The organism is Streptomyces sp. NRRL S-378 (genome assembly GCF_000720645.1).
Taxonomy (GTDB): domain Bacteria; phylum Actinomycetota; class Actinomycetes; order Streptomycetales; family Streptomycetaceae; genus Streptomyces.
The window spans coordinates 74,549-97,538 of the sequence record NZ_JOBX01000008.1 but is presented as its reverse complement, the minus strand read 5'-3'; the positions used below and the strand labels follow the sequence as shown (position 1 = coordinate 97,538).

The 22,990-nt window shown below is 71.6% G+C and carries 20 protein-coding genes and 1 pseudogene; 10 read left to right on the top strand and 11 right to left on the bottom strand.

All coding sequences use genetic code 11. From position 1 onward, the window contains the following. Nucleotides 1-2 precede the first annotated feature (2 nt). Nucleotides 3-1,211 (top strand): DUF2201 family putative metallopeptidase, encoded by a 1,209-nt coding sequence (locus IH80_RS0107880; RefSeq protein WP_030958804.1) that lies wholly within the window; start codon nucleotides 3-5, stop codon nucleotides 1,209-1,211. Nucleotides 1,212-1,286: 75 nt separating this feature from the next. Here the strand turns inward: IH80_RS0107880 and IH80_RS0107875 are convergent, their stop codons facing one another. Beyond that, a complete protein-coding gene (locus IH80_RS0107875) occupies nucleotides 1,287-2,018 on the bottom strand; it encodes an alpha/beta fold hydrolase (RefSeq protein ID WP_030958802.1) in 732 nt (243 codons plus the stop codon). A 105-nt stretch (nucleotides 2,019-2,123) separates the two neighbouring features. Between IH80_RS0107875 and IH80_RS0107870 the strand changes: the two genes are divergently transcribed. From IH80_RS0107870 to IH80_RS41440, 6 genes are all read left to right on the top strand, one after another. Then, nucleotides 2,124-2,579 carry a hypothetical protein gene (locus IH80_RS0107870; protein ID WP_030958800.1) on the top strand — a complete coding sequence of 152 codons (456 nt, stop codon included), beginning with the start codon at nucleotides 2,124-2,126 and terminating at the stop codon, nucleotides 2,577-2,579. 720 nt (nucleotides 2,580-3,299) lie between these two features. After that, entirely contained in the window at nucleotides 3,300-3,539 is a 240-nt protein-coding gene (locus tag IH80_RS0107860) for a hypothetical protein (protein WP_030958799.1), read from the top strand. An 86-nt stretch (nucleotides 3,540-3,625) separates the two neighbouring features. After that, on the top strand, nucleotides 3,626-4,336 hold the full coding sequence (locus tag IH80_RS0107855; protein WP_030958797.1) for a VanZ family protein: 711 nt from the start codon (nucleotides 3,626-3,628) through the stop codon (nucleotides 4,334-4,336). Nucleotides 4,337-4,418: 82 nt separating this feature from the next. Next, on the top strand, nucleotides 4,419-5,135 hold the full coding sequence (locus tag IH80_RS0107850; protein ID WP_051808929.1) for a response regulator transcription factor: 717 nt from the start codon (nucleotides 4,419-4,421) through the stop codon (nucleotides 5,133-5,135). Further along, complete coding sequence (locus IH80_RS0107845) at nucleotides 5,128-6,219, top strand: sensor histidine kinase (protein ID WP_051808953.1); 1,092 nt, start codon at nucleotides 5,128-5,130, stop codon at nucleotides 6,217-6,219. Before IH80_RS0107850 ends, IH80_RS0107845 begins: the two co-directional genes overlap by 8 nt. A 316-nt stretch (nucleotides 6,220-6,535) precedes the next feature. Then, nucleotides 6,536-7,993, top strand: a complete 1,458-nt coding sequence (locus tag IH80_RS41440) for a DUF4157 domain-containing protein (RefSeq protein ID WP_386396963.1) — start codon at nucleotides 6,536-6,538, stop codon at nucleotides 7,991-7,993. A gap of 316 nt (nucleotides 7,994-8,309) precedes the next feature. Here the strand turns inward: IH80_RS41440 and IH80_RS0107835 are convergent, their stop codons facing one another. From IH80_RS0107835 to IH80_RS41945, 4 genes and pseudogenes are all read right to left on the bottom strand, one after another. Further along, the gene (locus IH80_RS0107835; protein WP_037879155.1) at nucleotides 8,310-8,918 is read right to left on the bottom strand and encodes a tetratricopeptide repeat protein; all 609 of its coding nucleotides are present in this window, start codon (nucleotides 8,916-8,918) and stop codon (nucleotides 8,310-8,312) included. A gap of 1,186 nt (nucleotides 8,919-10,104) precedes the next feature. Beyond that, on the bottom strand, nucleotides 10,105-10,413 hold the full coding sequence (locus IH80_RS39005) for a hypothetical protein (protein WP_158943310.1): 309 nt from the start codon (nucleotides 10,411-10,413) through the stop codon (nucleotides 10,105-10,107). Nucleotides 10,414-10,538: 125 nt separating this feature from the next. After that, on the bottom strand, nucleotides 10,539-10,718 hold the full coding sequence (locus IH80_RS0107820) for a hypothetical protein (RefSeq protein WP_158943308.1): 180 nt from the start codon (nucleotides 10,716-10,718) through the stop codon (nucleotides 10,539-10,541). A 230-nt stretch (nucleotides 10,719-10,948) separates the two neighbouring features. Then, nucleotides 10,949-12,260 (bottom strand): annotated as a pseudogene (locus IH80_RS41945) (RHS repeat domain-containing protein); the annotation flags it as partial. Between the two features lie 653 nt (nucleotides 12,261-12,913). Here IH80_RS41945 and IH80_RS0107805 point away from each other — a divergent pair. Beyond that, entirely contained in the window at nucleotides 12,914-13,390 is a 477-nt protein-coding gene (locus IH80_RS0107805; protein ID WP_030958784.1) for a cupin domain-containing protein, read from the top strand. 444 nt (nucleotides 13,391-13,834) lie between these two features. On the opposite strand, the gene aspA is transcribed toward IH80_RS0107805, so the two are convergent. The 5 genes from aspA to IH80_RS0107780 form a co-directional block, all read right to left on the bottom strand. Next, entirely contained in the window at nucleotides 13,835-15,247 is a 1,413-nt protein-coding gene (aspA, locus tag IH80_RS0107800) for an aspartate ammonia-lyase (protein ID WP_030958783.1), read from the bottom strand. A gap of 69 nt (nucleotides 15,248-15,316) precedes the next feature. Further along, complete coding sequence (locus tag IH80_RS0107795; RefSeq protein WP_030958782.1) at nucleotides 15,317-16,351, bottom strand: asparaginase; 1,035 nt, start codon at nucleotides 16,349-16,351, stop codon at nucleotides 15,317-15,319. Nucleotides 16,352-16,436: 85 nt separating this feature from the next. Next, entirely contained in the window at nucleotides 16,437-17,876 is a 1,440-nt protein-coding gene (locus tag IH80_RS0107790; protein ID WP_030958781.1) for an amino acid permease, read from the bottom strand. Then, nucleotides 17,873-18,550 (bottom strand): FadR/GntR family transcriptional regulator, encoded by a 678-nt coding sequence (locus IH80_RS0107785; RefSeq protein ID WP_030958780.1) that lies wholly within the window; start codon nucleotides 18,548-18,550, stop codon nucleotides 17,873-17,875. Before IH80_RS0107785 ends, IH80_RS0107790 begins: the two co-directional genes overlap by 4 nt. Nucleotides 18,551-18,635: 85 nt before the next feature. Next, on the bottom strand, nucleotides 18,636-19,427 hold the full coding sequence (locus tag IH80_RS0107780) for a gamma-glutamyl-gamma-aminobutyrate hydrolase family protein (protein ID WP_030958779.1): 792 nt from the start codon (nucleotides 19,425-19,427) through the stop codon (nucleotides 18,636-18,638). Nucleotides 19,428-19,670: 243 nt separating this feature from the next. On the opposite strand from IH80_RS0107780, the gene IH80_RS0107775 reads away from it, so the two are divergent. Then, nucleotides 19,671-20,579 carry a LysR family transcriptional regulator gene (locus IH80_RS0107775; protein ID WP_051700578.1) on the top strand — a complete coding sequence of 303 codons (909 nt, stop codon included), beginning with the start codon at nucleotides 19,671-19,673 and terminating at the stop codon, nucleotides 20,577-20,579. Nucleotides 20,580-20,838: 259 nt separating this feature from the next. Further along, nucleotides 20,839-22,107, top strand: a complete 1,269-nt coding sequence (locus IH80_RS0107770; RefSeq protein WP_030958777.1) for a hypothetical protein — start codon at nucleotides 20,839-20,841, stop codon at nucleotides 22,105-22,107. 411 nt (nucleotides 22,108-22,518) lie between these two features. On the opposite strand, the gene IH80_RS0107760 is transcribed toward IH80_RS0107770, so the two are convergent. Beyond that, nucleotides 22,519-22,953, bottom strand: coding sequence for a phosphotransferase family protein (locus IH80_RS0107760; RefSeq protein WP_078906372.1), 435 nt, complete (start codon nucleotides 22,951-22,953; stop codon nucleotides 22,519-22,521). Nucleotides 22,954-22,990: the final 37 nt, after the last annotated feature.

The following is a 22,990-nucleotide window of genomic DNA, read 5'->3' as shown; positions in this document are numbered from 1 at the left end:
CCGTGCGCCCGGACCCGCATCCGAAACCGGCCCTGGACCGGGCGAAGCTGCTGGCAGCCCGTTACAAGGCGGCCGAGGCCCGTCCGTACCTCGCCTCCGCCCTGTACGCCCTGACCGTGGTCCCTTCGGCCTGCGTGCCGACCATGGGCGTCGACCGGCACTGGCGCTGCTACGTCTCCCCCGCCTTCGTCGAGGCGACCCCGGTCGTCGAGTTGGCCGGGGTGTGGATCCACGAGGTGGCGCACCTGCTGCGCGACCACCACGGCCGGGCCGAGCGGCTGCCCGCCGCCGACCAGCGCGATCACGTACGCGTCAACATCGCCCAGGACTGCGAGATCAACGACGACCTGCTCGCCGACGGCCTCGCGCTGCCCGAGGGCCGGATGGAGCCCAGGCTCTACGGGCTGCCCACGGGCGGCCTGTTCGAGGCGTACCTGCCGGGTATCCCTCCGACCCCGCACGGGCCGGACTGCGGTTCCGGCGCCCACGGCACCCCGATGCCCTGGGAACTGGGCGAAGAGGGCGGTCCCGCCCGGGTCGGCCCGGTGGAGGCGGAGGCGCTGCGCCGGCAGACAGCCCAGGCCGTACGGGCACACCGGCGTGCGCGGGGCCAGGTCCCCGAGGGCTGGGCCCGCTGGGCCGAAGAGCTCCTGGAACCCTCCGTCGACTGGCGCCAGGCCCTGGCCGGAGCGGTCCGCGAGGCCGCCGCCTGGGCCGCGGGCGCCGTGGACTACACCTACCGCCGCCCCTCGCGCCGCACACCGGCGCTCGGCGGCAGGGTGGTGCTGCCCAGTCTGCGCAGGCCGCTGCCGCGGGTGGCCATCGTCGTCGACACCTCCGGGTCGATGGGCCCGGACGATCTCGCCGCGGCGCTCGCCGAAGTCACCGGCGTCCTGCGGGAGGTGGGCGTCGGCGGCAACCGGGTGGCCGTGCTGGCGTGCGACGCAGACGTGCACGCCGTGACGCGAGTGCGCAGTGCGGGTGAGGTGACGCTGGCGGGCGGCGGCGGTACGGACATGCGGATCGGTATCAGCGCTGCGCTGGCCCTGCCCGACCGCCCGAACATCGTCGTCGTGCTGACGGACGGGTACACGCCGTGGCCGGACGAGACGCCTTCCTGCCGCCTGATCGCCGCGCTGGTCGGCGAGGCTCCGCCCGCGCCCCCGTCCTGGGTGGAGACCGTACGCGTACGCGACACCGGCCCGGCATAGCCTTCGGCCCGCCGGGTGTCCGCTCCGGCCCGCGACCCGCCGCGATCAGCCTCAGCCAGCCGCGACCGGCCGCGATCAGCCACGAGCGTGCAGGTGCAGGGCGAAGCGGCGGACGGCCGCGGTGAACGCCTCCGGATCGTCGAAGTTCGCCAGATGCCGTGCCCGTGGGATCAGTTCGATGCGGGCGTCCGGGTGCGCGCGGGCGAATTCCCTCTCGCCGGACCGGAAGACGGTGTCCTTCTCGCCGTTGAGGATGAGCACCGGAGCCGCCACGTGCCGCATCGCATCCGCGCCGAACCGGCCGAGCACCTCTCCCCAGGCCACCGGCAGAGTATGGAAGGCGTACCCCGCGCGGATGGTCGCATCCACCACGTCGGGAGGATAGATGCGGCGCAGCAGGCGGTCGTTCCACCGCGTCAGCCGGTCCGCCGGAATGCGCGGGACGAGACGCGCCACCCACCGGTAGGGGGTCGCCCACGCGCCCTTCGTCGACGCGCTGGCCCCCGCGAGGACCAGCCCCCGCAGCAGTTCGGGGCGACGGCGCGCGAACTCCAGTGCCGCGTAACCGCCGAGGGAGTGCCCGACGACCAGGGCGGGGCCGTGGTCGAGCTGTTCCGCCGCGGCCGCGATGACCTCCGTCGCCGCGTCGAGGCTCCAGTGCTCGGCGGCGCGGGCGCCGTGGCCCGGCAGGTCCACGGCGGCCACACGGAAGTCGCCCTGCAGACTGCTGAGTTGGGGGCTCCACTGCCCCGCGCTGAACCGCGTCCCGTGGACGAGGACGATGGGCGGTGCGTCCGTGGCGCTCATGGGTCCCCCTGATCCGATCTCCCCCGGACGGCCGACCCTACCTGCGCGGCGTTCGCGGCACCGGGAGGGGGCTGCGCCCCGGCCGGGTGGGGCATCATCGGGATCATGACGCTTCACCCCCACCTGCCGACCACCGAGTCGGCCGTCACCGCGATACGGGCCGTCGCCGCCGAGTACCGGCGGGCCATCACCGTGACCGACGACATCGGTGCCGACCGGACGTCGCGGAGGACTGCCGCGCCGCTGTTCTCCGTCACCGATCCCGACGGGTCACTGCCCCACGAGGCGTTCGTGGAGCTGGGAGGCAGCCCGGCCATCAGCATCCGGCTCTTCCCCGAGGGCGACGCGCAGATCACGGTGGACGGCGTGGAGTTCCACGACCTCCCCCGCGACCACGTCCCGCCGTTCCTGACGTGCGTCTACGGCGGACTGGCCTTCGTGAAGGGCCGGTTCTTCCCGCCGGGCTACCAGCTCTGCGTCCCCCTTCCCGGCGACGAGACCTACCGGGAACACGTCCCGGGCGTCTCGCTGACGCCCTGGATGTCCGGACGGGTCCGCTGACGGACCGCGCCGGCCCCGAACGGACGGCGGAGTCAGCGGGGGACGCCCGCGCGGTCCAGGAGCTCGTGCAGCCGCGCAGCCGGCAGTCCCGGGTTGGCCGCCGCGCCCTCGGCCGTAGCCGGGTCGTGGAGCAGTGCCTCCACCGCGTCCCCGGAGAAGAGGGGATTGCCGGCGGCGGCCCGGCGAACGCGCTCGTCGGGGTCGGTGAGGAGCCGTACCGGAGCCCTCCCGAGGGTCGCGGCGGCGGCCAGCGCGCGAACCTCCGGGTCCTTCCTCGTGCGGGTCCCCCGCCAGCCGCGCCACCAGGTCGGCCGGCAGGGTGGCGCACGACGCCGCCGCGAGGCGCAGCAGCACGTCCTCGGACCCGGCGCAGGCCCGGTACCAGTCCGGGTCCGGTTCCGTGCGGCGCTCCAGGATGAAGCAGAGGCAGTCGCCGTCGCGTGAAGCGGCCTCGCTCAGCTCGTGATCGACGGCCGTGCATTCCGCGGTGGTGCGCGGCAGTCCGCGGTAGTGGCCCCGCTCCGGGATCTCGGCCTCCATGGCTGCCGGATCCGCCGCCCGCGCGCGGTGCTCGGCCGTTTCCCGGACGTCCGGGTGGGGGTCGGTCAGCAGGGCCTGCCGCTCCTCGGCGGTGAGCCGGTCCCACACCCCCGTCGCGGTGGCCCGCACAGCAGGGTGCTCGTGCCCGCGCATCCGGTACCGGAACGACGGGGGCATCTGGTGGGAGAAGACGAGCTCCTGCACGATCTCGCCGACCATGAGCAGCACGCGTTCGCCGCCGTCCTCGGCGGTCAGCAGCGCGATGAGGACGTCGTCGGGCAGCGGAAGCACCTGGCGCGGGCGCGGGCGGGGGCCTCCGGCGACCCCCGCGCGGACCAGGGCGTGGGGATCGCGGACCATGCGGCCGCGTTTCGTCGGCGCCGAGGCCCCGGACTCCCGCGATCGCAGGCGTACCGCTGATCGAACGCGGGTGTATCTCGGGTGTATCGCGGGTGTATCGAAAAGCCCATACGCCACCGCAACGGCGTCGCGTGTCCCATGGGGGCATGAACCATGACGCATCCCTGCCCGCACCGCCCCGGCCGCCGTGCCGCACGGGCCCGATCGTGCTCGTCGCCCTGGCGGTCCTCTGCGTGGCGGGGGCCGTGTTCGTCCTGCGGCGGCCGCTCATGATGTCCGTTCCGGCGTGCATGGCCGGGCGCTGGCACGGCTGCTTCGACACGTTCAACGGTGTGGTGCTCATGACGTTGGTATCGCTGCCGTTGGCGGTGCTGGTGGCGTGGGTCCTGGCGCGCCGGCGGCGCGCCGCCGGTGTCCCGTCGGCGTGGCGGATGTCGCTGGCCGAGGTGGGCATGGTGCACGGGACGCTGCCGTGGGTCTGGATGATCCTGATGCCGGGCGCCGGGGCCGGTGTCGTTCCGGGCCGGGTCAGCCTGGTGCCGCTGCGGGACCTGATGACGATGGGGACGCTCGGGATCGTGGGCAATCTGCTCGTCTTCGCCTCGCTGGGGTTCTTCGCCCCCGTGCGGTTCGCGGCGCTGGCGTCCGTGCCGCGGATCCTGGCGCTCGGGGCGGGCTGCTCGGTCCTGGTGGAAACCGCGCAGTACGTGCTGTGGCTGGACCGTGTGTCCTCCGTGGACGACGTCCTCATCAACGCGGCCGGTGCCGTGCTGGCCGCGCTGGCGTCGCGCCGCTGGTGGCGCACGGCGGAGCGGACGCCGTCGGATCCGCCCCGCCCGGCTCCCGTACCGGCGTGAGGGCGCCGTGTTCGGTGCGCACGCGTCGGGGCACAGGCCGGTGCGTACGTCGGCGACCGGCTGCGCCGCTTAGGCTTCCGGCATGCGCGTACTGATCGTGGAGGACGAGCCCTACCTGGCGGAGGCCGTCCGTGACGGTCTGCGGCTGGAAGCGATCGCCGCCGACATCGCAGGTGACGGTGACTCCGCCCTCGAACTGCTCAGTGTCCACTCCTACGACCTCGCGGTCCTCGACCGTGACATCCCCGGCCCCTCCGGGGACGAGGTGGCCCGCCGCATCGTCGCCTCCGGCAGCGGCATCCCGATCCTCATGCTGACCGCCGCCGACCGGATCGCCGACAAGGCCTCCGGGTTCGGGCTGGGCGCCGACGACTATCTGACGAAGCCCTTCGAGCTGCGGGAGCTGGTCCTGCGGCTGAGGGCGCTCGACCGCAGGCGCGCGTACGCCCGTCCCCCGGTCCGCGAGATCGCTGGCCTGCGGGTCGACCCGTTCCGGCGGGAGGTGTTCCGCGACGGGCGGTACGTGGCCCTCACCCGCAAACAGTTCGCCGTGCTGGAAGTCCTCGTCGCCGCCGAGGGCGGGGTGCTCAGCGCGGAGGAGCTGCTGGAGCGGGCCTGGGACGAGAACGTCGACCCGCTCACGAACGCCGTACGGATCACCGTGTCCGCCCTGCGCAAGCGGCTCGGTGAGCCATGGGTCATCGCCACCGTGCCCGGCGTCGGCTACCGGATCGACACCGGTGCGGACCCCACTGCTCCGGCTCCCGCTCCCGGTGGTGCCGGTGCCACCGGTGCGTAGACGACCGGGGCCCAGCGCCCGGCTGAAGCTCGCCCTCAGCTACGCCGGGTTCCTCTTCGTCGCGGGCGCCCTGCTGCTGGCCGTGGTGTGGGTGTTCCTGCTGCGCTACGTACCGGACAACTCCCAGGGCCTCCTCGGGGTCTCGCCCAACCGCTACCTCCTCGTGCGCACCTTCGCCCCCGCCGCGGCCGCGGCGATGGTCTTCCTGCTCGTGTTCGGCCTGCTGGGCGGCTGGCTCCTCGCCGGCCGGATGCTCAGACCGCTCACGAGGATCGCGGACGCCGCGCGCACGGCCGGAAAGGGCTCGCTGTCCCACCGGATCCGAATGGAGGGCCGGCAGGACGAGTTCCGTGAACTCGCCGACACCTTCGACTCGATGCTCGAGCAGTTGGAGTCCCACGTCGCCGAGCAGCAGCGCTTCGCCGCGAACGCCTCCCACGAACTGCGCACCCCGCTGGCGATCTCGCGGACGCTCCTCGACGTCGCCCTCAAGGACCCGGCGCGGGACCACCGCGAACTCATCGAACGCCTGTCCGTCGTGAACGCCCGGGCGATCGACCTGACCGAGGCCCTCCTGCTCCTCTCCCGGGGTGACCGCGGGAACTTCCCCCGCGAGGGCGTCGACCTCTCCCTCATCGCCGAGGAAGCCGCCGAAACACTGCTGCCCCTCGCCGAGCAGCGCCGGATCACCCTCGGCGTCACCGGCGACGTGACCGGCGGCGCGGCCCGGACCACCGGCTCCCCGGACCTGCTGCTGCGCATGGTGACGAACCTCGTCCAGAACGCCGTCGTCCACAACCTCCCGGCCGGCGGCACCGTGACCGTTCACACCGAGGCGTCCGGCGACACGAGCGTGCTGCGCGTCGAGAACACGGGCAGCGTGCTCCCCACGGAACTGGTGGCGACGCTCACCGAGCCGTTCCGGCGCGGAACGGAGCGCGTGCGCACCGACGAGCACGCCGGCGTCGGCCTCGGTCTGGCCATCGTGCACAGCATCGTCCGCGCGCACGACGGCACCCTCGACCTGACCCCCCGCCCCGCCGGCGGCCTCCGCGTCACGGTCCGGCTGCCGGCCGAACCGTAGGAGACCGGCCACGGCCGCGTGGTAGGAAACCGGTCCCCGGCCCGCGCGCCGCGGTCGGGGGCGGTGGGTCTGCCCCAAAGGGCACCTCGGTTGCACGGCCCGGTGGCCGTCCGGGCAGAGAGCCGACGGCAGGGCGCCGATCGTTGGCTTCGCGTCGGCAGGTGAGCTGATAATGCTTCAGAACCCCTGGTCATGACGGGTGACCGCCCTTCCGGGGTGTGGCCTGCGGCCGCGCGAAGCGGCTTCTCCGACGTAGCGAAAAGGCGATCGCGTGAGTCCCAAGCACCCCCGGCCGACGCAGAAGACCGACGACGGACTGCTGCTGTCCTCCCGTCGTCCCGCGGCTCCGCAGCAGGAGGCCGCGCCACCGGTCGGGCTGATGGCGCTGCAGGCCGGTGCGGGCAATGCCGCGGTCGTGCAGATGCTCCGGCGGAGCGGTCACCTCCAGGAGCAGGACCAGGAACAGGAACAGCACCGGCACACCGACGGATGCGGACACCAGCAGACCGGACAGCACGCGGTACAGCGGTCCGCCGTGCACGACGTCCTGCGGGCCCCCGGACGCCCCCTGGACGAAGCCACCCGCACCGACATGGAAGCGCGGCTCGGCGCGGACTTCTCCGACGTACGCATCCATGACAACAGCGCCGCCAAGGCCTCCGCCGCCGAAGTGGGGGCCCGCGCCTACACCTCGGGCAGCCATGTCGTCATCGGCGCGGGCGGCAGCGACAAGCACACCCTCGCGCACGAGCTCACCCACGTCATCCAGCAGCGCCAGGGGCCGGTCGCCGGTACCGACAACGGTGCGGGGCTGAAGGTCTCCGACCCGTCGGACCGGTTCGAGCGGGAGGCCGAGGCGAACGCCAGCCGGGTGATGGCTCCCGGCCACCGGGCTGCCACGGACGTACAACGGCATACGGCGCCCTCTGCCTCGGCCGGTTCCCAACCCGCGGTGCAGCGCGTAGGGAACCCCCAGGACCGGCTGACGGTCGAGTACTGGGAGGAGAAGGCCGGACTGGGCGAATCCAGCAGCACGGCCGCCACTGCCAGGGCCAAGCAGATCGCCGACTCCAAGAAGGCCGCGAGGACGTTCAAGGCCAGTAAGGCTCCACGCCGCATGGAAGACATCATCGCGACCGTCGGCCCCCAGTTGCTGCGCGACCTGTCGAACATGGAGGAAACCGCCGGCCGGATGGAGCTGTACCGCTCCATGAGCTTCGAAGAGGCTCACAGTGCCCTGACCTACTGGGGCGACGAGGCCTCACGGAACCAAATGACGGACTACATCGCTGCCGGCGGTGGCACGGCGAAGGAGTTCAGGGGTAAGGGGTACTCCGGCATGACGATCGGGGCCCACCTCGGCGACCAGGGCCAGGCCGACGGGTACTACGACACCCAGGGTGAGCCGTACGCGGTCCAGCTGAGGTTCACGCTGAAGCCCGGCGCCCACGAACTCCTGTTCCACCCGAACCACATGGCGCTCGGGCCGGGTTACAAGAACGACCTGATCCGCAAGGCGAACAAGGACGACGGGACATACCAGAACGCGAACCCGAACGAAGGCACCCTGGGCGGGTACATCGGCGTGAAGGCCGAGGACAAGGAGCCCTACAGCTTGGGCATCGCGCAGGGCAACAACGGCAAGAGGGGCAGGGAGGTCGGTCCGAGCCAGCTGCTCTTCGAGCTGTTCGTCGAGAAGGTCGAACTCGTGAAGAACAGGTCCGGGAAAGAACTGCCCGGTGCCGCGGCGGCCGAGCAGGAACTGGTCGCCTAGGGTCGGCCGTCAAAGTGATCTCGCATTGTGGATCACGGTCGGGTGATACGTCGCCCTGAACTGTCGGACGCTGAGTGGGAACTCGCGCAGCCGTTGCGGCCTCGGTCCGTGCGGGGCCGGCGCGGCTGGATGACCGGACGCCCCTGAGCGGGATCCGGTGCGGGCCGGCCGCTCCTGCCGGCGCGGCACGCAGAGTGGATGCGCCGGGGCGCCGTCCTGCGCCGGGCTGACGTGTCAACTGCACGATCGGTACTTCAGGCCAGGGGCTGTGCTTCTCACCCATGGGGATCCGAGTTTGCGTCCCCAGCGCGTGGGGTCAGGACGGAGTTTCGCTGGAGAACGTGCCCGTCCAGACACGTGCGGGCGGATCGGATGGGCGCTGCTGCAGCAAGGCCACGGCCTCCTTGACCCGGCCGAGGGTGATGAGGTGCCCGGCCAGAGAACTGGGGCTGGCGACAGCGTGCGGTTCGAGGACGGCGACCGCCGCCTCGGTCCGACCGGCGGCGGCGAGCAGGTCGGCGACGGTCCAGACCGCGTAGGAGGTGTGGCCCTCGGGGTGCGCCCACGCCCGCTCGACTGCTTCATCGAGCAGGCCGCAGTCGGCCATGAGCCGAAGTCGCAGCCTGTAGAGGTCCCCTTCCTCCTCGCCGCCGCGGCGGGCCTGGAGGACATCGAGGTGGGCCAGCCCCTCCTGGGCGCGGCCGTGGTCCGCGTACAGGGTGCACAGCGTGTCGACGAGCCAGTCCTCCGCGCCGCCGGGCGAGTCCACGAGCGTGCGCATCAGCTCGATCGCCTCGTCGCCCCGGCCGTGCCGGGACAGGAGCTGCGCCAGTTGCACTGCACTCTCCCGCTGGTGCGCCAGCGGGGTGCCTGCCTGCCGGTACGCGGTGATCGCGCCTTCCACGTCACCGCGCTCCTCCAGCATCCTGGAACGGTCAGGCCCTCAGTCAACGGGCCCCATACCCGCTTCGCATCCGCACTCGCAGGCACGGAAGCAGGCACGCCCGCAGGAGCAAGGGCGGGCGTGGCCCACGAATCGGCGGCCTGCCCCGCCCGCGATGCAGCGGGCGCAGCGGCGGCAGGCCCGGTGGTCGGTACGGCGGGCGCCGCGGGGGCGGGCCCGGCCGGACTGCGGACGGGAGCGGGGGCGGGGATACGTCGGGTGGGCGGCGCCCACGGATCACCCGCCGGTACGCGGGCGCCGGGAGCGGGTGCGGGAGCCGAAGCTGCGGCAGCCGCCGGGGCCGCGGTAGGGGTGGCCGCGCTCGCGACACCGGCGTCCTCGCCTGCGACCGGGACGTCACCTGCTCGAAGCGCGGATGAGCAGGGCTCGCAGCCGACCGTGCTTCGACCCCCTCCTGAGACCCCAGAACTCCCCTCACCGGATCCGTCGTCGCCCACGGTCGCTGCCCCGGCCGCCATCGCCAACGAGGTCAGAGAGCTCCACCGGGCAGCTGGCAGCCCCTCTGTGCGGGCCATCAGTGCGGCCATTCTCGCCGACCCGCGCAGCGCCGACATCAGTCCGGAGACGGTACGGCGAGTCGTCGCGGGCACGAGTGCGAGACCCGCCAGCGTCTTGTCGGTCGTCAGGGCACTCGCGGACATCGGAGGTCACGACGCTGCTGCGGCCGAGGAGAAGGCGAAGCGGCTCCAGGACCTCGAGGAGCCGCCGGGTGACCGAGGTTCCTCGGAGCCCCCCGCCGTGACGGGAGCGAACGGTGTGTATCTGAGGGGGGCCGTCATCCACGGGCTGCAGCTGGCCGGCGGCGACGGGCAGACCATCGATCTGCGCCATGCGGTTCTGCACGACGCGGTTGTGTACGCCCGGGACCAGCAGACTGCACGTGACCGGCAGCGCCGTGCAGAACGCCTCCGTCCACACCAGAGACCAGCAGACACTCCACATGACCGACAGCCCCGTGGCGGAATTCAGTGACCGAGGCCGCCTGATCCCCGGCGGCCCGCCCGCGGCGATCCCCGGGTGACGGAAGCCAGGCCCGACGTCGTGGTCGCCCGGACCCGGGGCGACACCGTGTTCGGTGGGGCTGCGGCAGGGACTGCGCCGGCGGTCCCCTCCACCCCCGCCGTCGCCCCGCGTCCTTATGGCGGGTTCAGAGGCGCGGGCTCCTCAGCGGTGGCTCCGCCCCGCCCCAGGAGAAGGCGTAGGGGTCCGCGCCACCCGTGTACGAGCAGGTGATGCCGATATCGGGCAGGTCGAACTCCTCGCGCAGCCACCCGTCCACGGCGAGGGCGGCGACCTCCGGCCGGTAGTCGGCCAACGGGAAGTCGAGGGAGACGATCTGCAGGTGGACACCGTCCGGATGCCGGGTGCGCAGCTCGTCGGCGCGGAGCGCGACGACGAAGGAGAGCCACGCCAGGTCCTCCCAGTAGATGCCCGACGCCGGCAACAGGAGCCTCACTCCTCGGTCGATCCCCACGGAGGGAGCCGCCGTCTCACCGGGTGACACGGCCTCGGCCGAAAGATCCGCCGCCAGTCCGCCGATCGGACTCCTGAGCCGGTACTTGAATCCTCGAATCATTTCACTCAATCCACGAACTTGCGAAGGTGGAAAACGCCTCGGCTGAAGTAGCTCTCGACTCCCATGCCGGTGGGACCGCGAACGTAGTCGAAATTGTGCGGCTGCGCTCCCGCCTCGCTGTACAGGCGGCTGTGTTTCTCGAAGAATTCGTCCATCTTGTCAGGCGTCATCTTCGTGATGTCCACCTTGTTCATCATGTTGAAGTCGTCCGCGGACACCTTGAATGTGAGGATCTCCACCTCGATGTCCCGTCCGCGGAGGCGTTCCGCGTAGCGGACCGCTTCGTCCAGCGTGCCCCAGGAGTAGCTCCCTCGCCCCATTGGCCTCGTGTGTCCGCCTCCGGCCAGGGGTTTCCGTCACCTCTCAGCCGGGTGGCGTTCGCGGGGTCCTGCACCGTGTGGAACTCGTGATAGTCAGGTGCGAGTCCCAGGTGGTCGGTGGCCTGGAGAGGATTGGGCACGTATGCCGAGGGATTCGGAGACGGCGCGAGGCCGAGGGGGTCGGCGCTGAGGTACCGGCCGACTTCGGGATCGTAATAGCGCTGACAGTTGTAATGGATTCCGGATTCCGGGTCGAAGTACTGACCGGCGAACCTCAGGGGCGTGTAGACCGACGCATCCCTGTTCCACGCCGTGGCCCCCCACAGCGTGGCCTGCGTCCGCCAGCAGATCCGGTCCTCTTCGTCGATCAGCTCCGTAGGAGTGCCGACGAGGTCGCTGACGATGGCGAAGAACCGTTCGTCGATCACCTCCTGGGATGTTCCGTCGCGTATGACACGTTCCGTCTGGGCGAGCGGGCGCAGGGCCTCGTGATCCCAGGTCAGGACGACGGTCGGAGCCGCGGCGTCGGCCGCTGTCGTCGTCTGCTCGCACAGGAGCGTGCCGTCCCATGTGAAGGAGACCTGCTCCACGGCTTCGTCGCTGTCGGGCGCCAGGCGCTGCTTGCCGACGCGGCGGCCGAGCGGGTCGTAGGAGTACCGCCACACCGTGCCGTCGGGCGTGGTCACCCGTGTCAGCCGGTCCTCGGGATCCCACTCGTAGTGCCAGGTGTCCGGTTTCGCGGAAAGCCGGGCCTTCTGGCGCAGGACGACCCGGCCCAGTTCGTCGTGCTCGTACCGGACCCTGCCCGCCCGGGTGAGGGTCGTGCCGGCGTACTGCCGTTGCCCGGTCGCCTCCCGGCCCGGATGGGTGGCCGGCCCAGGAGGCTTCGGTCTGGTTGCCGCTCGCGTCATAGACGTAGCGCTCGGTCCACGCCTCGGCGGTCACACCGGTCACGCGGCCCACGGCATCCAGCTCGAAGCGGCGGCTACCGGAAAGCTGGTCGTCCATCGCGACGAGCATGCCGTCGTCACGATAGGCGTAGGACCGGTGCTGGAGGCTCCGCTGCGCGCTCGAAACGAGGTGGTCCGTAAGGCGGCCGTGTGCGTCGTAGGTGGAGGCGAAGGTCAGTCCGTCCCCGATGCGGCGGACGGTCTCGCGCCCGGCGGCGTCCCTCTCGAAGGTCAGCGTCCTGCCCGCGGTCGTGAGCTCCCTCCGTCGGCCCATCGCGTCGTACGACCAGGAGCTCACGGCCCCGGAAGGGGTCGTGCGGGAGACACAGCGGCCGAGTTCGTCGTGGGTGTAGGCAATGGTGCGGCCGTTCACGGTCTCGGCCTGGAGGCGTCCGTGGCGGTCACGGAGGTGGGTGACCGTGGCGTCCGGGCCGACGGCTTGGGCGAGCTGCCCCGAGAGGCGCAGTTCACTGCTCGTCATGGGTGGGCACTGTGCCGGGTGCCGAGGGGCCCTGTCGACGCATTTACGTTCTTCGCGGTTCAGCGGGCACCGCCCACAACTCGTCGTCGCTTCGCCAGGGCTTCGACCGAGCCGCCGCGCACCCCGGATCATCAGTTCCGGAGTGATCCAACCGCCTTGGAGATCATTTCGTCAGACGTTCATACCGGCTTGTCGTACATGGCGGTCACCCGCATCCGCCCCCTGTGGAACGCGCTGGCGCAGGCCACCCGGGGCCGTGCGTCGCTGGCCAGGCCCGACGCACCCATCCGGCATGCCGGGCGCTCAGGTTCACCCGCTGACACCGCAGCCACGCCCTCCGGCCGCCCCACCGGCCAGCAACCCGGTCGGCACCCCCCTCGGCCTCGTGGCGCAGGACGAGCTGGTCGCGCTCGTAGGAGACGTCGCGGCGGCGGGCTTCGTCGTCAGCGGGCCGCTGAAGGGCCTCGCCGCAGAAGAGGGCGTCGCCGCCGATGGACTCCGCGGCTCCCACACCAAAGGCTCGAGCGCCACTGGCGTCGGGCCAGAACACCCCGGTCGGTCTGGAAGGGTTGGCCCGGCGCAACACCTGTGCCTGAACGCGTACCACCTCCGTCGACCGGGAGAGAAGCATGACCATCAAGGACATCGGGCCCGAACCTCAGAGTTTCGACCTTGAGCAGGCGACGCTGGCGAACACCCACTACCGATCGGTCGCCTGGTCCGGGAAGTACCTCCAGCTGACCCTCATGTCGATCCCGGTGGGCGAGGACATCGGCCTTGAGGCGCACCCGGAGACCGACCAGTTCCTCCGGCTCGACGCGGGCCGCGGCCGCGTTCAGATGGGCAGCGCGAAGGACCGCCTCGACTTCGATCAGGAGGTCGAGGACGGCTGGGCGGTCTTCGTACCCGCCGGCACGTGGCACAACATCACCAACACCGGGGACGAGCCCATGCAGCTCTACGCCGTCTACGCCCCGGTCCACCACGCCCCGGGCAAGATCCACGCAACCTTCGCCGACGCGGAAAGCGACGAGGAGTCGGGCAACGACGAACCCTCGACCTGGTCGGTCCAGCCCACCCACCACCCCGCGGACAAGCACGCCTGACCACCAGCGGGGGCCCAGGAGAACAGACAAGCACCAGGTCGCTGACCTGGGCCTCTGCCGTGCGGCGGTTGGCGGATGTCGGACCCGGATCGGCTTCGGGCATACGATCCGCTGACCCGGTCCGGTCGGTCCCCGCGGTAGGCACCGCGCGTGGCGCCGGTTGCCGCGCAGTCCTCCCGCGACGACGCCGCAAGCCCGGTCCCCCCTCACCCAGAGGCAGCCACCCATCGTCGGCGGCCGGCACCCGAGGCGCCGTCGCGGCCTCAGACGCTGGCCGACGTCGGCGCGGCGACCGGGAGGTGCTGGGCGGCGATCGTGGGGGTCGCCGCCTCGGGCCGTAGCCGCCCCGCACGACCACGTCCACCCGCTGCACCCCGCGCTCCGACCGGGCGGAACCTGACCGGGACCGGGACCGGGACCCGGAGCCGGTTCCGGTAATCCCGGTCAGAGCCGGGCCGGGCCGGTTCCCGCCAGCACCTCGGGGCGCAGCAGGGAGGCGAGCCGCTCGGCCGGCAGCAGCCCCCGTTCCAGGACCAGCTCGGCCACACCCCGCCCGCTGGCGAGGGCCTCCGTGGCGATGTCGGTGGCGGCGGTGTATCCGATGTGCGGGTTCAGGGCGGTCACCAGGCCGATGGAGTTCTCGACGGTGGCTCGCAGCATCTCGGTGTTGGCGGTGATGCCGCTCACGCAGCGTTCTGCGAGGGTGAGGCAGGCCGCGCGCAGGTGAGTGACGGACTTGGACAGCGAGTGCAGGATGACCGGCTCGAAGGCGTTGAGCTGGAGCTGTCCGCCTTCGGCGGCCATGGTGATGGTGATGTCGTTGCCGATGACCTCGAAGGCGACCTGGTTGACGACCTCGGGGATCACGGGGTTGACCTTGCCGGGCATGATGCTGGAACCGGCCTGGACCGGGGGCAGGTTGATCTCGCCGAGTCCGGCGCGGGGTCCCGAGGACAGCAGGCGCAGGTCGTTGCAGGTTTTGGACAGCTTGACGGCGATGCGCTTGAGGACGCCGGACATCTGGACGAAGGCGCCGCAGTCCTGGGTGGCTTCGACCAGGTTGGGAGCGGTGACCAGGGGCAGGCCGGTGATGTCGGCGAGGTGGCGGCGGGCGGCCTCGGCGTAGCCGGCCGGGGCGTTGAGACCGGTGCCGATGGCGGTGGCGCCGAGGTTGATCTCGTGGACGAGTCCGAGGGCCTCCGCGAGCCGGCTGCGGTCCTCGTCCAGCATGACGGCGAAGGCGGAGAACTCCTGTCCGAGCGTCATCGGCACGGCGTCCTGGAGCTGGGTGCGGCCCATCTTCAGGACATCGTGGAACTCGGCGGCCTTGCGGGCGAAGGCGTTCTGCAGGACGGCCATGGCGTCGAGGAGACCGTGCACCGCGAAGACGGTCGCGATCCGCACGGCTGTCGGGTAGACGTCGTTGGTGGACTGGCCGAGGTTGACGTCCTCGTTGGGGTGCAGGTGTCCGTACTCGCCCTTGCCGTGGCCCAGCAGCTCCAGCGCGCGGTTGGCGATGACCTCGTTGGCGTTCATGTTGGTCGAGGTGCCGGCGCCGCCCTGGATCACGTCGACGACGAACTGGTCGTGGAGCTCGCCGCCGCGGATCTCCTGGCAGGCGGCGACGATGACGGCAGCTTTCGCGGGCTCCAGCAGGCCGAGTTCCGCGTTGGCGAGGGCCGCGGCCTCCTTGACGGCGGCGAGGGCGTCGACCAGGTGCGGGTAGGTGGAGATGGGCGTGCCGGTGATGGGGAAGTTCTCGGTGGCGCGCAGGGTGTGGACGCCCCAGTAGGCGTCGGCGGGGACGTCGCGGTCTCCGATCAGGTCGTGTTCACTGCGGCTGGAGGCGGCGGTCAAGGCGGTCACGGTGTGCGGATCCTCTTCCTGAGGTGGGCGGGTCAAAGGTGGTGCGGGGGCAGGCGGGCGTCAGGCGGTGGCGGTGGCGGTTGCCGTGACGGGGGCGCCGGGCGGGTTCAGGGCCGCTACCGGCCGGATGCCGCCGACGGTCCGGCCGCCACCGGTCACGGGCTCGCCCGTGAACCCGGCGAGCAGCCGGGGCTCGACTCCCGCACGTGCGAGAGCCGCGGCCGTCACGACCGTACGCGCGCGGTCGGCCCCGTCGGCGACCTTCACGGCCACGGCCCGGCCGTCGGGCAGCGCGGCCAGCTGGACGCCCTCGAAGCCGTCCTTGGCCAGCAGCCCGGGCACCGCGCGCATCAGTGCGGCGGTATCCCGCCCGGTACCGGAGGCCATCTCCGGGTGGAGGCGCAGTGCGTTCGCCACGCGGTGCTCGGCGGTGTCCGGGGCCGCCGTGGCGATGCGGGCGGCGGCGCGGGCCAGGCCGTGCAGGGACACCGCGAACAGCGGGGATCCGCAGCCGTCGACGGTGACGTGCGCGATGTGCCGGCCGGTGAGCTCCTCGACGCCCTCGGCGATCGCCCTCTGGAGCGGATGGTCCGCGTCGAGGTAGCTTTCCAGGGGCCACCCGGACAGCTTGCACAGGTACAGCATCGCCGCGTGCTTGCCGGAACAGTTCTGGGCGAGTCGGGACGGCCCGCGGCCCTCGCGCAGCCAGGCGTCCCGGACGGCCGGGCCGTAGGGCAGGTCAGGGACGTTGCGCAGGTCGGCCTCGGTGAGACCGGCCAGCTCCAGGACCAGCCGGACACCCGCGAGGTGGTGCTCCTCGCCGGAGTGACTGCCCATCGCGAGGGCGAGCAGGGCTCCGTCGAGCGGCAGGCCGGCCCGCACCATGGCGACGGCCTGGACCGGCTTGAGCGCCGAGCGCGGATAGCAGGCGGCCTCGATGTCCCCGATGCTCGTCCGGACCTCACCCTCACCGTCGAGGACGGCGACGGAACCGTAGTGGACCCCCTCGATCATGCCGCCCCGTACGACGTGGGCGACGGCGGCGTGCCGGGGCTCGCGGATCGCGGGCGCGTCCTCGAGGAAACTGCTGCGCATCACTGCCTCGTTCTGTGGTGGGTCGCTGCTGACCGGGAGTGGCGACCGCCACCCCCGGGCGTGGGCGGACGGGTGGGCGTCCGGCTCAGCCGTCGCTTCGGGCGGCGGTGCGCGCCACACGGCCGCGGACCGCGTACCAGCCGGCGACCAGCGCCGCGGCGATCAGCGGTACGCACAGCACGGTGGTGCGCCCGGCGCCTCCGTCGGCGTACATGAGGACCAGGACGGAGGCGAGGAAGGCCAGCGTCACGAGTTCGGTCCAGGGGGAGCCGGGCAGGCGATAGGAGGGGCGTGTGAGTTCGCCGCTGCGGGTCTTCCGCCAGAAGAGGAGGTGGCAGATCATGATCATGCCCCAGGTGGCGAGGATGCCGAGCGCGGCGAGGTTGAGGACGATCTCGAACGCGTCCGCGGGAACCACGAAGTTGAGCCCGACGCCCAGGACGCACATGCCGCTGGTGAGGAGGATGCCGCCGTAGGGGACCTGGGTCCGGCTGAGCCGTGCGGTGAACTGCGGGGCGGAGCCGTTGACGGCCATCGAGCGAAGGATGCGGCCGGTGGAGTAGAGGCCGGAGTTGAGTGAGGACATGGCCGCGGTGAGCACGACCAGGTTCATCACGTCGGCGGCCGCCGGGACGCCGATGTGGGAGAGCACGGTCACGAACGGGCTCTGGGCCCCGCTGTAGCTGCTCCAGGGCATCAGCATCGACAGCAGGACGACCGAGCCGACGTAGAAGAGGCCCACGCGCCACATGATCGAGTTGATCGCCTTCGGCACGATCTCCTCGGGCTTCTCGGTCTCGCCGGCCGTGACGCCGACCAGTTCGACGGAGGCGTAGGCGAAGACGACGCCCTGGACGATCAGCAGCATGGGGAGCAGGCCGTGGGGGAAGATCCCGCCGTTGCCGGTGATCAGGGCAGGGCCGGGGACGGCGCCGTCGACGGGGTGCCGGGTCGCCAGGAGGAAGATCGCGATCCCCATGAAGACGACCAGGGCGCCCACCTTGACGAGGGCGAACCAGAACTCCAGTTCGCCGAAGATCCGCACCGAGATGAGGTTCACGGTGAGGACCACGGCCAGGGCTATGAGGGCGATCACCCACTGGGGGACATCGGAGAACAGGTGCCAGTAGTGGGCGTACGTGGCGACGGCGGTGATGTCGGCGATGCCGGTGGTCGCCCAGTTGAGGAAGTACATCCAGCCCGCGGTGTAGGCGCCCTTCTCCCCGAGGAACTCCCGGGCGTAGGAGACGAAGGCGCCGGAGGACGGCCGGTACAGGACCAGCTCGCCGAGCGCGCGCACGACGAGGAAGGCGAAGATCCCGCAGACGGCGTAGGCGATGAACAGGGAGGGCCCGGCTTCGGCGAGGCGTCCGCCCGCGCCGAGGAAGAGCCCGGTACCGATCGCGCCGCCGATGGCGATCATGTTGACGTGGCGGGGTTTCAAGGTCTTGCTGTAGCCGGTGTCGCCGGCGTCGACGTGACGGGTCGTGGGGCGCTTCTCGTCTTTGAGGAACTGCTCGCTCACGCCTCGGGTCTGCCTTCCGTAGGGGCGGTGGTGCGCTGGGGGCGCACGATGTCGGTGAGGGTCGTCTCGACCCGTCGCAGGTGGTGGGACATGGCCTCCACCGCGTCGTGCTCGATGCCGTCGACCAGCGCCTCCAGGATGGCCCGGTGCTCGCAGTTGGACTGCTCGCGCCGGCCGCCCAGTTCGTTGAGGAAGGTCGACTGACGCGCCAGTGCGTCGTGGATCTCCTCGATGACGCGGCGGAAGACGGGGTTGCGGGAGGCCTCGGCCACGGCCAGGTGGAACACGGTGTCCATCGCCACCCACGCGGTGGTGTCGGTCTCCTGCTCCATCCGGTCCAGCAGATGGCGCAGGTAGTCCAGGTCCTCGGGGGTGCGGCGCAGCGCGGCGTACCCGGCGACCGGGATCTCGACGTGCCGGCGCACTTCCAGCAGGTCGCTGGCGGCGTAGTCGCCGAAGGTGGGCTCCTCGACCGTGTTCGCCAGGACGAACGTGCCCTTGCCGCTCTTGGACACGGTCAACCCCATGGCTTGCAGGGCCCGGAGCGCCTCCCGCAGTACGGGCCGGCTGACCTCCAGGGTGCGGCACAACTCGGCTTCGGAGGGGAGCTTGTCTCCCACGGCGTACTCACCGCGCTCGATGGCGCTGCGCAGGTGGCCGAAGACCGCTTCCATGGCACTGACGCGCCGCGGAAGGGGGCCACCTGTCTGGCTGTCTGACAGGTTCACGCTGTGATCTTGGGGGGTTCGCCCCGGGGTGTCAAGGCACCTGTGCCGGGAAAATCCCGCTCGGCACGCTTCGCACCGTGCGGGTGTTCCGTCCGGCAGTACGGGCAGCAGCGGTACCTCCGGCGGAACCCGCCGCAGCCACCAGGGCCCGCACGACCGGGGCGTCGGCGCCCATCTCCGGGTGCCACTGGACACCCACGGCGAAGCGGTGCCGGGTGCTCTCGATGGCCTCGACGGTGCCGTCCGCAGCACGGGCGGCGACGACCAGTCCCACGCCGAGGCGGTCCACCGCCTGATGATGGTGCGTGGCGACGTGGCGCGTCCCCGGCAGCAGGGCGCCGACCTGTGTCCCGGGTACGGTGGTCACGGCGTGGGAGCAGAAGTGGCCCCGGTAGGGGTTGTGGCCGTCGTGGCCCACCCGGTCGGGCAGGTGCTGGATCAGGGTGCCGCCCTCGTGTACGTTCATCAGCTGCATCCCCCGGCACACCCCGAGCACGGGTATGTCACGGGCGAGGCCGGCGGCCAGTACGGCCCGCTCCCATGCGTCGCGCTCGCGCACCGGCGGCCCGGTACGCGGATGGGCCACGGCTCCGTACAGGGCGGGATCCAGGTCCTCGCCTCCCGCCAGGAGGATCGCGTCCAGACGCTCGACCACGTCGGCAGCGGCCTCCGGCGCGTCCGGCGGCAGCAGTACGGCGCGGCCGCCGGACGCCCGGACGCAGTCCGCGTAGGCCGCGGGCAGCACCGCGGCGGGCAGGTCCCACTCACCCCACTGCGCGTGGGCGAGGTAGGTGGTGAGTCCGATGAGCGGTGGCTGGGGCATACCACTTCCTTTCGGGGCATGAGGGGTGACCGTCGACGGCCGCAGCCGGCCGCCCCCGCCACGGCAGGCGGTGGCGGGTGGCAAGGCGGTACGGGCGGCGGCCACCATGACGGCGGGGGAGGGGTGTTCGCGGTCCAGGAGCGCAGGCTTGCGTTTTTCTTGCCGCGAGCAAGAATCCTGCTGGCGTTCATCTCCAATCACAAGAAAACACATCTTCGCGACAGATAAGTGAGCCTTAACTCCGTGCACGCACTCGACCCCCGCCTGCTCGCCACCCTCGAAGCCGTCGTGCGGCACAGCTCCTTCAGCGCCGCCGCACGCGAACTCGGCTACAGCGCGCCCGCCGTCTCCCAACAGATCGCCGAACTCGAACGCCGCGCCGGCCTCAGGGTGCTGGAGCGGCGACCTGTTCGCGTCACACCGGCCGGCGAAGTCCTCCTCGGCGCGGAGCAGGGCGTCCGCAGCGCGCTGGCGGCGGCGTCGGTCGAACTCGGCGCCATGCGTGCCGGGACGGCCGGCCGGATCCGGCTCGGCGCCTTCGCCTCGGCCGCCACCGGCATCGTTCCGCAGGCGCTGGCCCGCCTCCACGCGGCCTACCCCCACGTGCAGGTCAGCCTCAGCCAGTTGGAGCCCGAAGCCGGCTACAACCGGCTCAAGCGGGGGGACATGGACCTGGCGCTCAGCTACGACTACGACTTCATCCCCGTCCCGCCGCCGCGCATGCTGCGCCGGACGCTGGTCGCACGGGACCCGGTGGTGGCCGTCGTCCCGGCGCGCCACCACCTGGCCGACCGGGAGGTCATCGACCTGGCCAGTCTCGCCTCCGAGACGTGGATCGCCGCTCCGGAGGCCGCGCTGCGCCTGGAACTGCTCTCGCAGATCGCCGACACGCCCGGCTTCCAGGCCCGCCTGCAATACGAGGGTGACGACTTCAACACCGTGCTGGGGTTCGTGGCCGCAGGCCTGTGCGTGGCCGTCATGCCGCGACTCGCCCTGCCCCGCACCCACACCCAGGTGGTGGCCCGCCCCTTGGCCGAGCCGCAGCTGACGCGCTTCATCTACGCCGTCCGCATCGACACCCGGCACGCCCCGCGCGCCGTCCTGGACCTGGAGGAGATGCTCGCCGCCCAGGCGCTGGCCGCCCTCTCGTAAGGCACACGGCGTCCCGGGGTCGGGTGGTGAACGGATCGTGGGGAGCTGATCGGGGGGAGCGGGTCGTGGGGGAGCTGATCGTGGGGGGGGAACGTGAAAAGCGGCCAACTTGACCGCCGTCGCACGCGCGTAGACCTCACCGGCACGCCGTACTTCCCACCGTGTCCGACTACCGGACACGGTGGCTGAAAGTTAAACTATTGTGTGACGGGCACATTAGGTTTGCCGCGGTTGACGTTCCATCGAGAGGAAACCCCTCATGACCGCAGCCGACAGCGCGCCGGGAACGGCGCGCGTCCTCACCGGCTACCGCCCCGAGGACGGCTTCATGGCCGCAGAGCTGGACCCGCCCCCGGCCGAGTACGTATGGCACGACGAGAACGCCGAGCAGCAGGACCAGCGTTACGGCCCGGGAGTCGGCTACCAGCAGTGGCTGGCGGTGGACGCCCGCAGCGGCGCCGTCTGGTTCGGCGACACCGACTGGCGGGCCCCGCAGGAGTCCCCTGGCAGCCGGCTCCCCGGCATCCCCCGCAGAGCACTCGGCGACGGGACCATCCCCGACCCCGGCATCATGGTGCAACTGCTCGGCCACCTGAGCCACGACGAACAACGCGGCTGTACATGGCGCTTCTTCGACGCCGAGGAACTGCACGCGCTCGCGGTGCGCGTCCTGCCCGCCGTGCAGCGGCTCGTGGGCACGATCCACCGGATCGGGCCCGAAGGCGAGCTCGAGTGGTCGGCCGAGGCAGCCACCGCATGGGACGACATCGAACAGGCCGCGACCCCCGCCTTCGACCCCTCCGGGGAACTCCGCTGGCCCAGACCGCGTACCACACCGGTCCCGGCCTGGCGCGTCGAGGTCGGGGCCTTCCTGGCCGCCAACCCCGGCCTGTGCGACCCCTCCTGGGACCTGGCCACGGACGCGGAACTCGACACCTACGCCGACTACAGCCCCCCGAACGGCTATGGCGGCGTACCGGGCCGGATCTGCCGCGACGCCGACCAGCAGATAGAGGACGGCTTCACCTTCTACGGCCACCGCGCCGCCCTGTACGCCTACCGGGCACGGGCCTGCGGCGACCGTACCCCGACAGACGCCCGCGTCTGGCTGGAGACGACGGAGGCCGGGCGGGACACCTGGAAAGCGGCCAAGCCCCTCGGAGCCACCCTCGCCGACGTCCCCGACTGCGTGCTGGTGTCCCTGGCCGAAACGTTCCAGAACGCCGCGCACGAACACGGACTGGCCCTGACGGGCCTGACCGCTCATCTCCGGCGGCTGCGCGGTGCGGAACGCTCCGCCGTCGACCGGCAACTCGTGCACGAGGGCGAGGAAGTCGAACGCCTCGAAACCATGCTCAAGGACTTCCGCGCCGCACGTAACCGCACCGTGACGCGGATCCTGGCTTGGTCCGACGGACGCGGGGACGCGGAGATCGCCCGCCTGGCCTCCCTGCCCGACGCATACGTCAGTGACTGGAGGGCCCGCCTCACCGACGAACAGACCACCACACCCCCGGACCGTGACTGACCATTGCCAGGTCGGCGGCGAAGCCGAGCTGTTCGTACAGCGTGGCGAAACCTTCGCTGGCGTACAGCTCGTAGAGGGTGACGCCGTCGCGTTCCAGGTGGTCGAGTAGCGCGGCCTTGGCGTAGCCGTGGCGCCGGTGGGCGGGGTGGGTGGCGACGGCGTGGATCCGTATTGGAGTACTTCGGGTCCGGCTGGACGGCGTGGACCAGGCCCAGGGCCCATGTGGCGAGCCCGCTGGTGGGGGAGTCGACGACGCACGCGTGGGCGTCGCCGCCGTCCTGGAGGCGTAAGGCGAGCTGGTCGGCGCACGTGGTAGCGCAGGCGGGCGATCTCCGCAGCGTCGCCCGGGTTCGCGAGGCGGGGCTCGGGCACGACGTTTCCTTCCTCGAAGGGGCCGGTAGACCCGCGCATCTATGGGCGGGGGATGGGACGGAGCCGGCGCAGGGTGCGGTTGCCGCGTTCGGTGACCTCGGGGTCGTCGTGGCTGGTGCCGTAGGCGATGCCGGAGACGGCGTCGAAGGCGGCATCGCAGTCCAGGCACAGCTCCTCGGCGGGGGTGAGCGCTCTGCCGTAGCCGTCGAGGAACGCGTTGCGCAGGTCCGGGCGGCCGGTCCAGGTGTCGCTCAGCCGCACCATGTCCCGGGTCGCGGTGTTGTACTCGGAGCGCTCGAAGTCGAACAACAGCGGTTCGCCGTCGTCGCCGATCAGGACGTTGAGGTACTGCAGGTCCCCGTGCGTGGGCACGAGCGAAGGCGAGCACCAGGTCCTCGTCCCCGTCCGCCAAGCACGGCCGAGCTCCCTCCAGATGGCGCTTGATCTTGCCGGCGGCCGTTGCGGCTTCGGCATCCTGCCCCGGATGCCAACCACCGAACGTCCTGTGCCC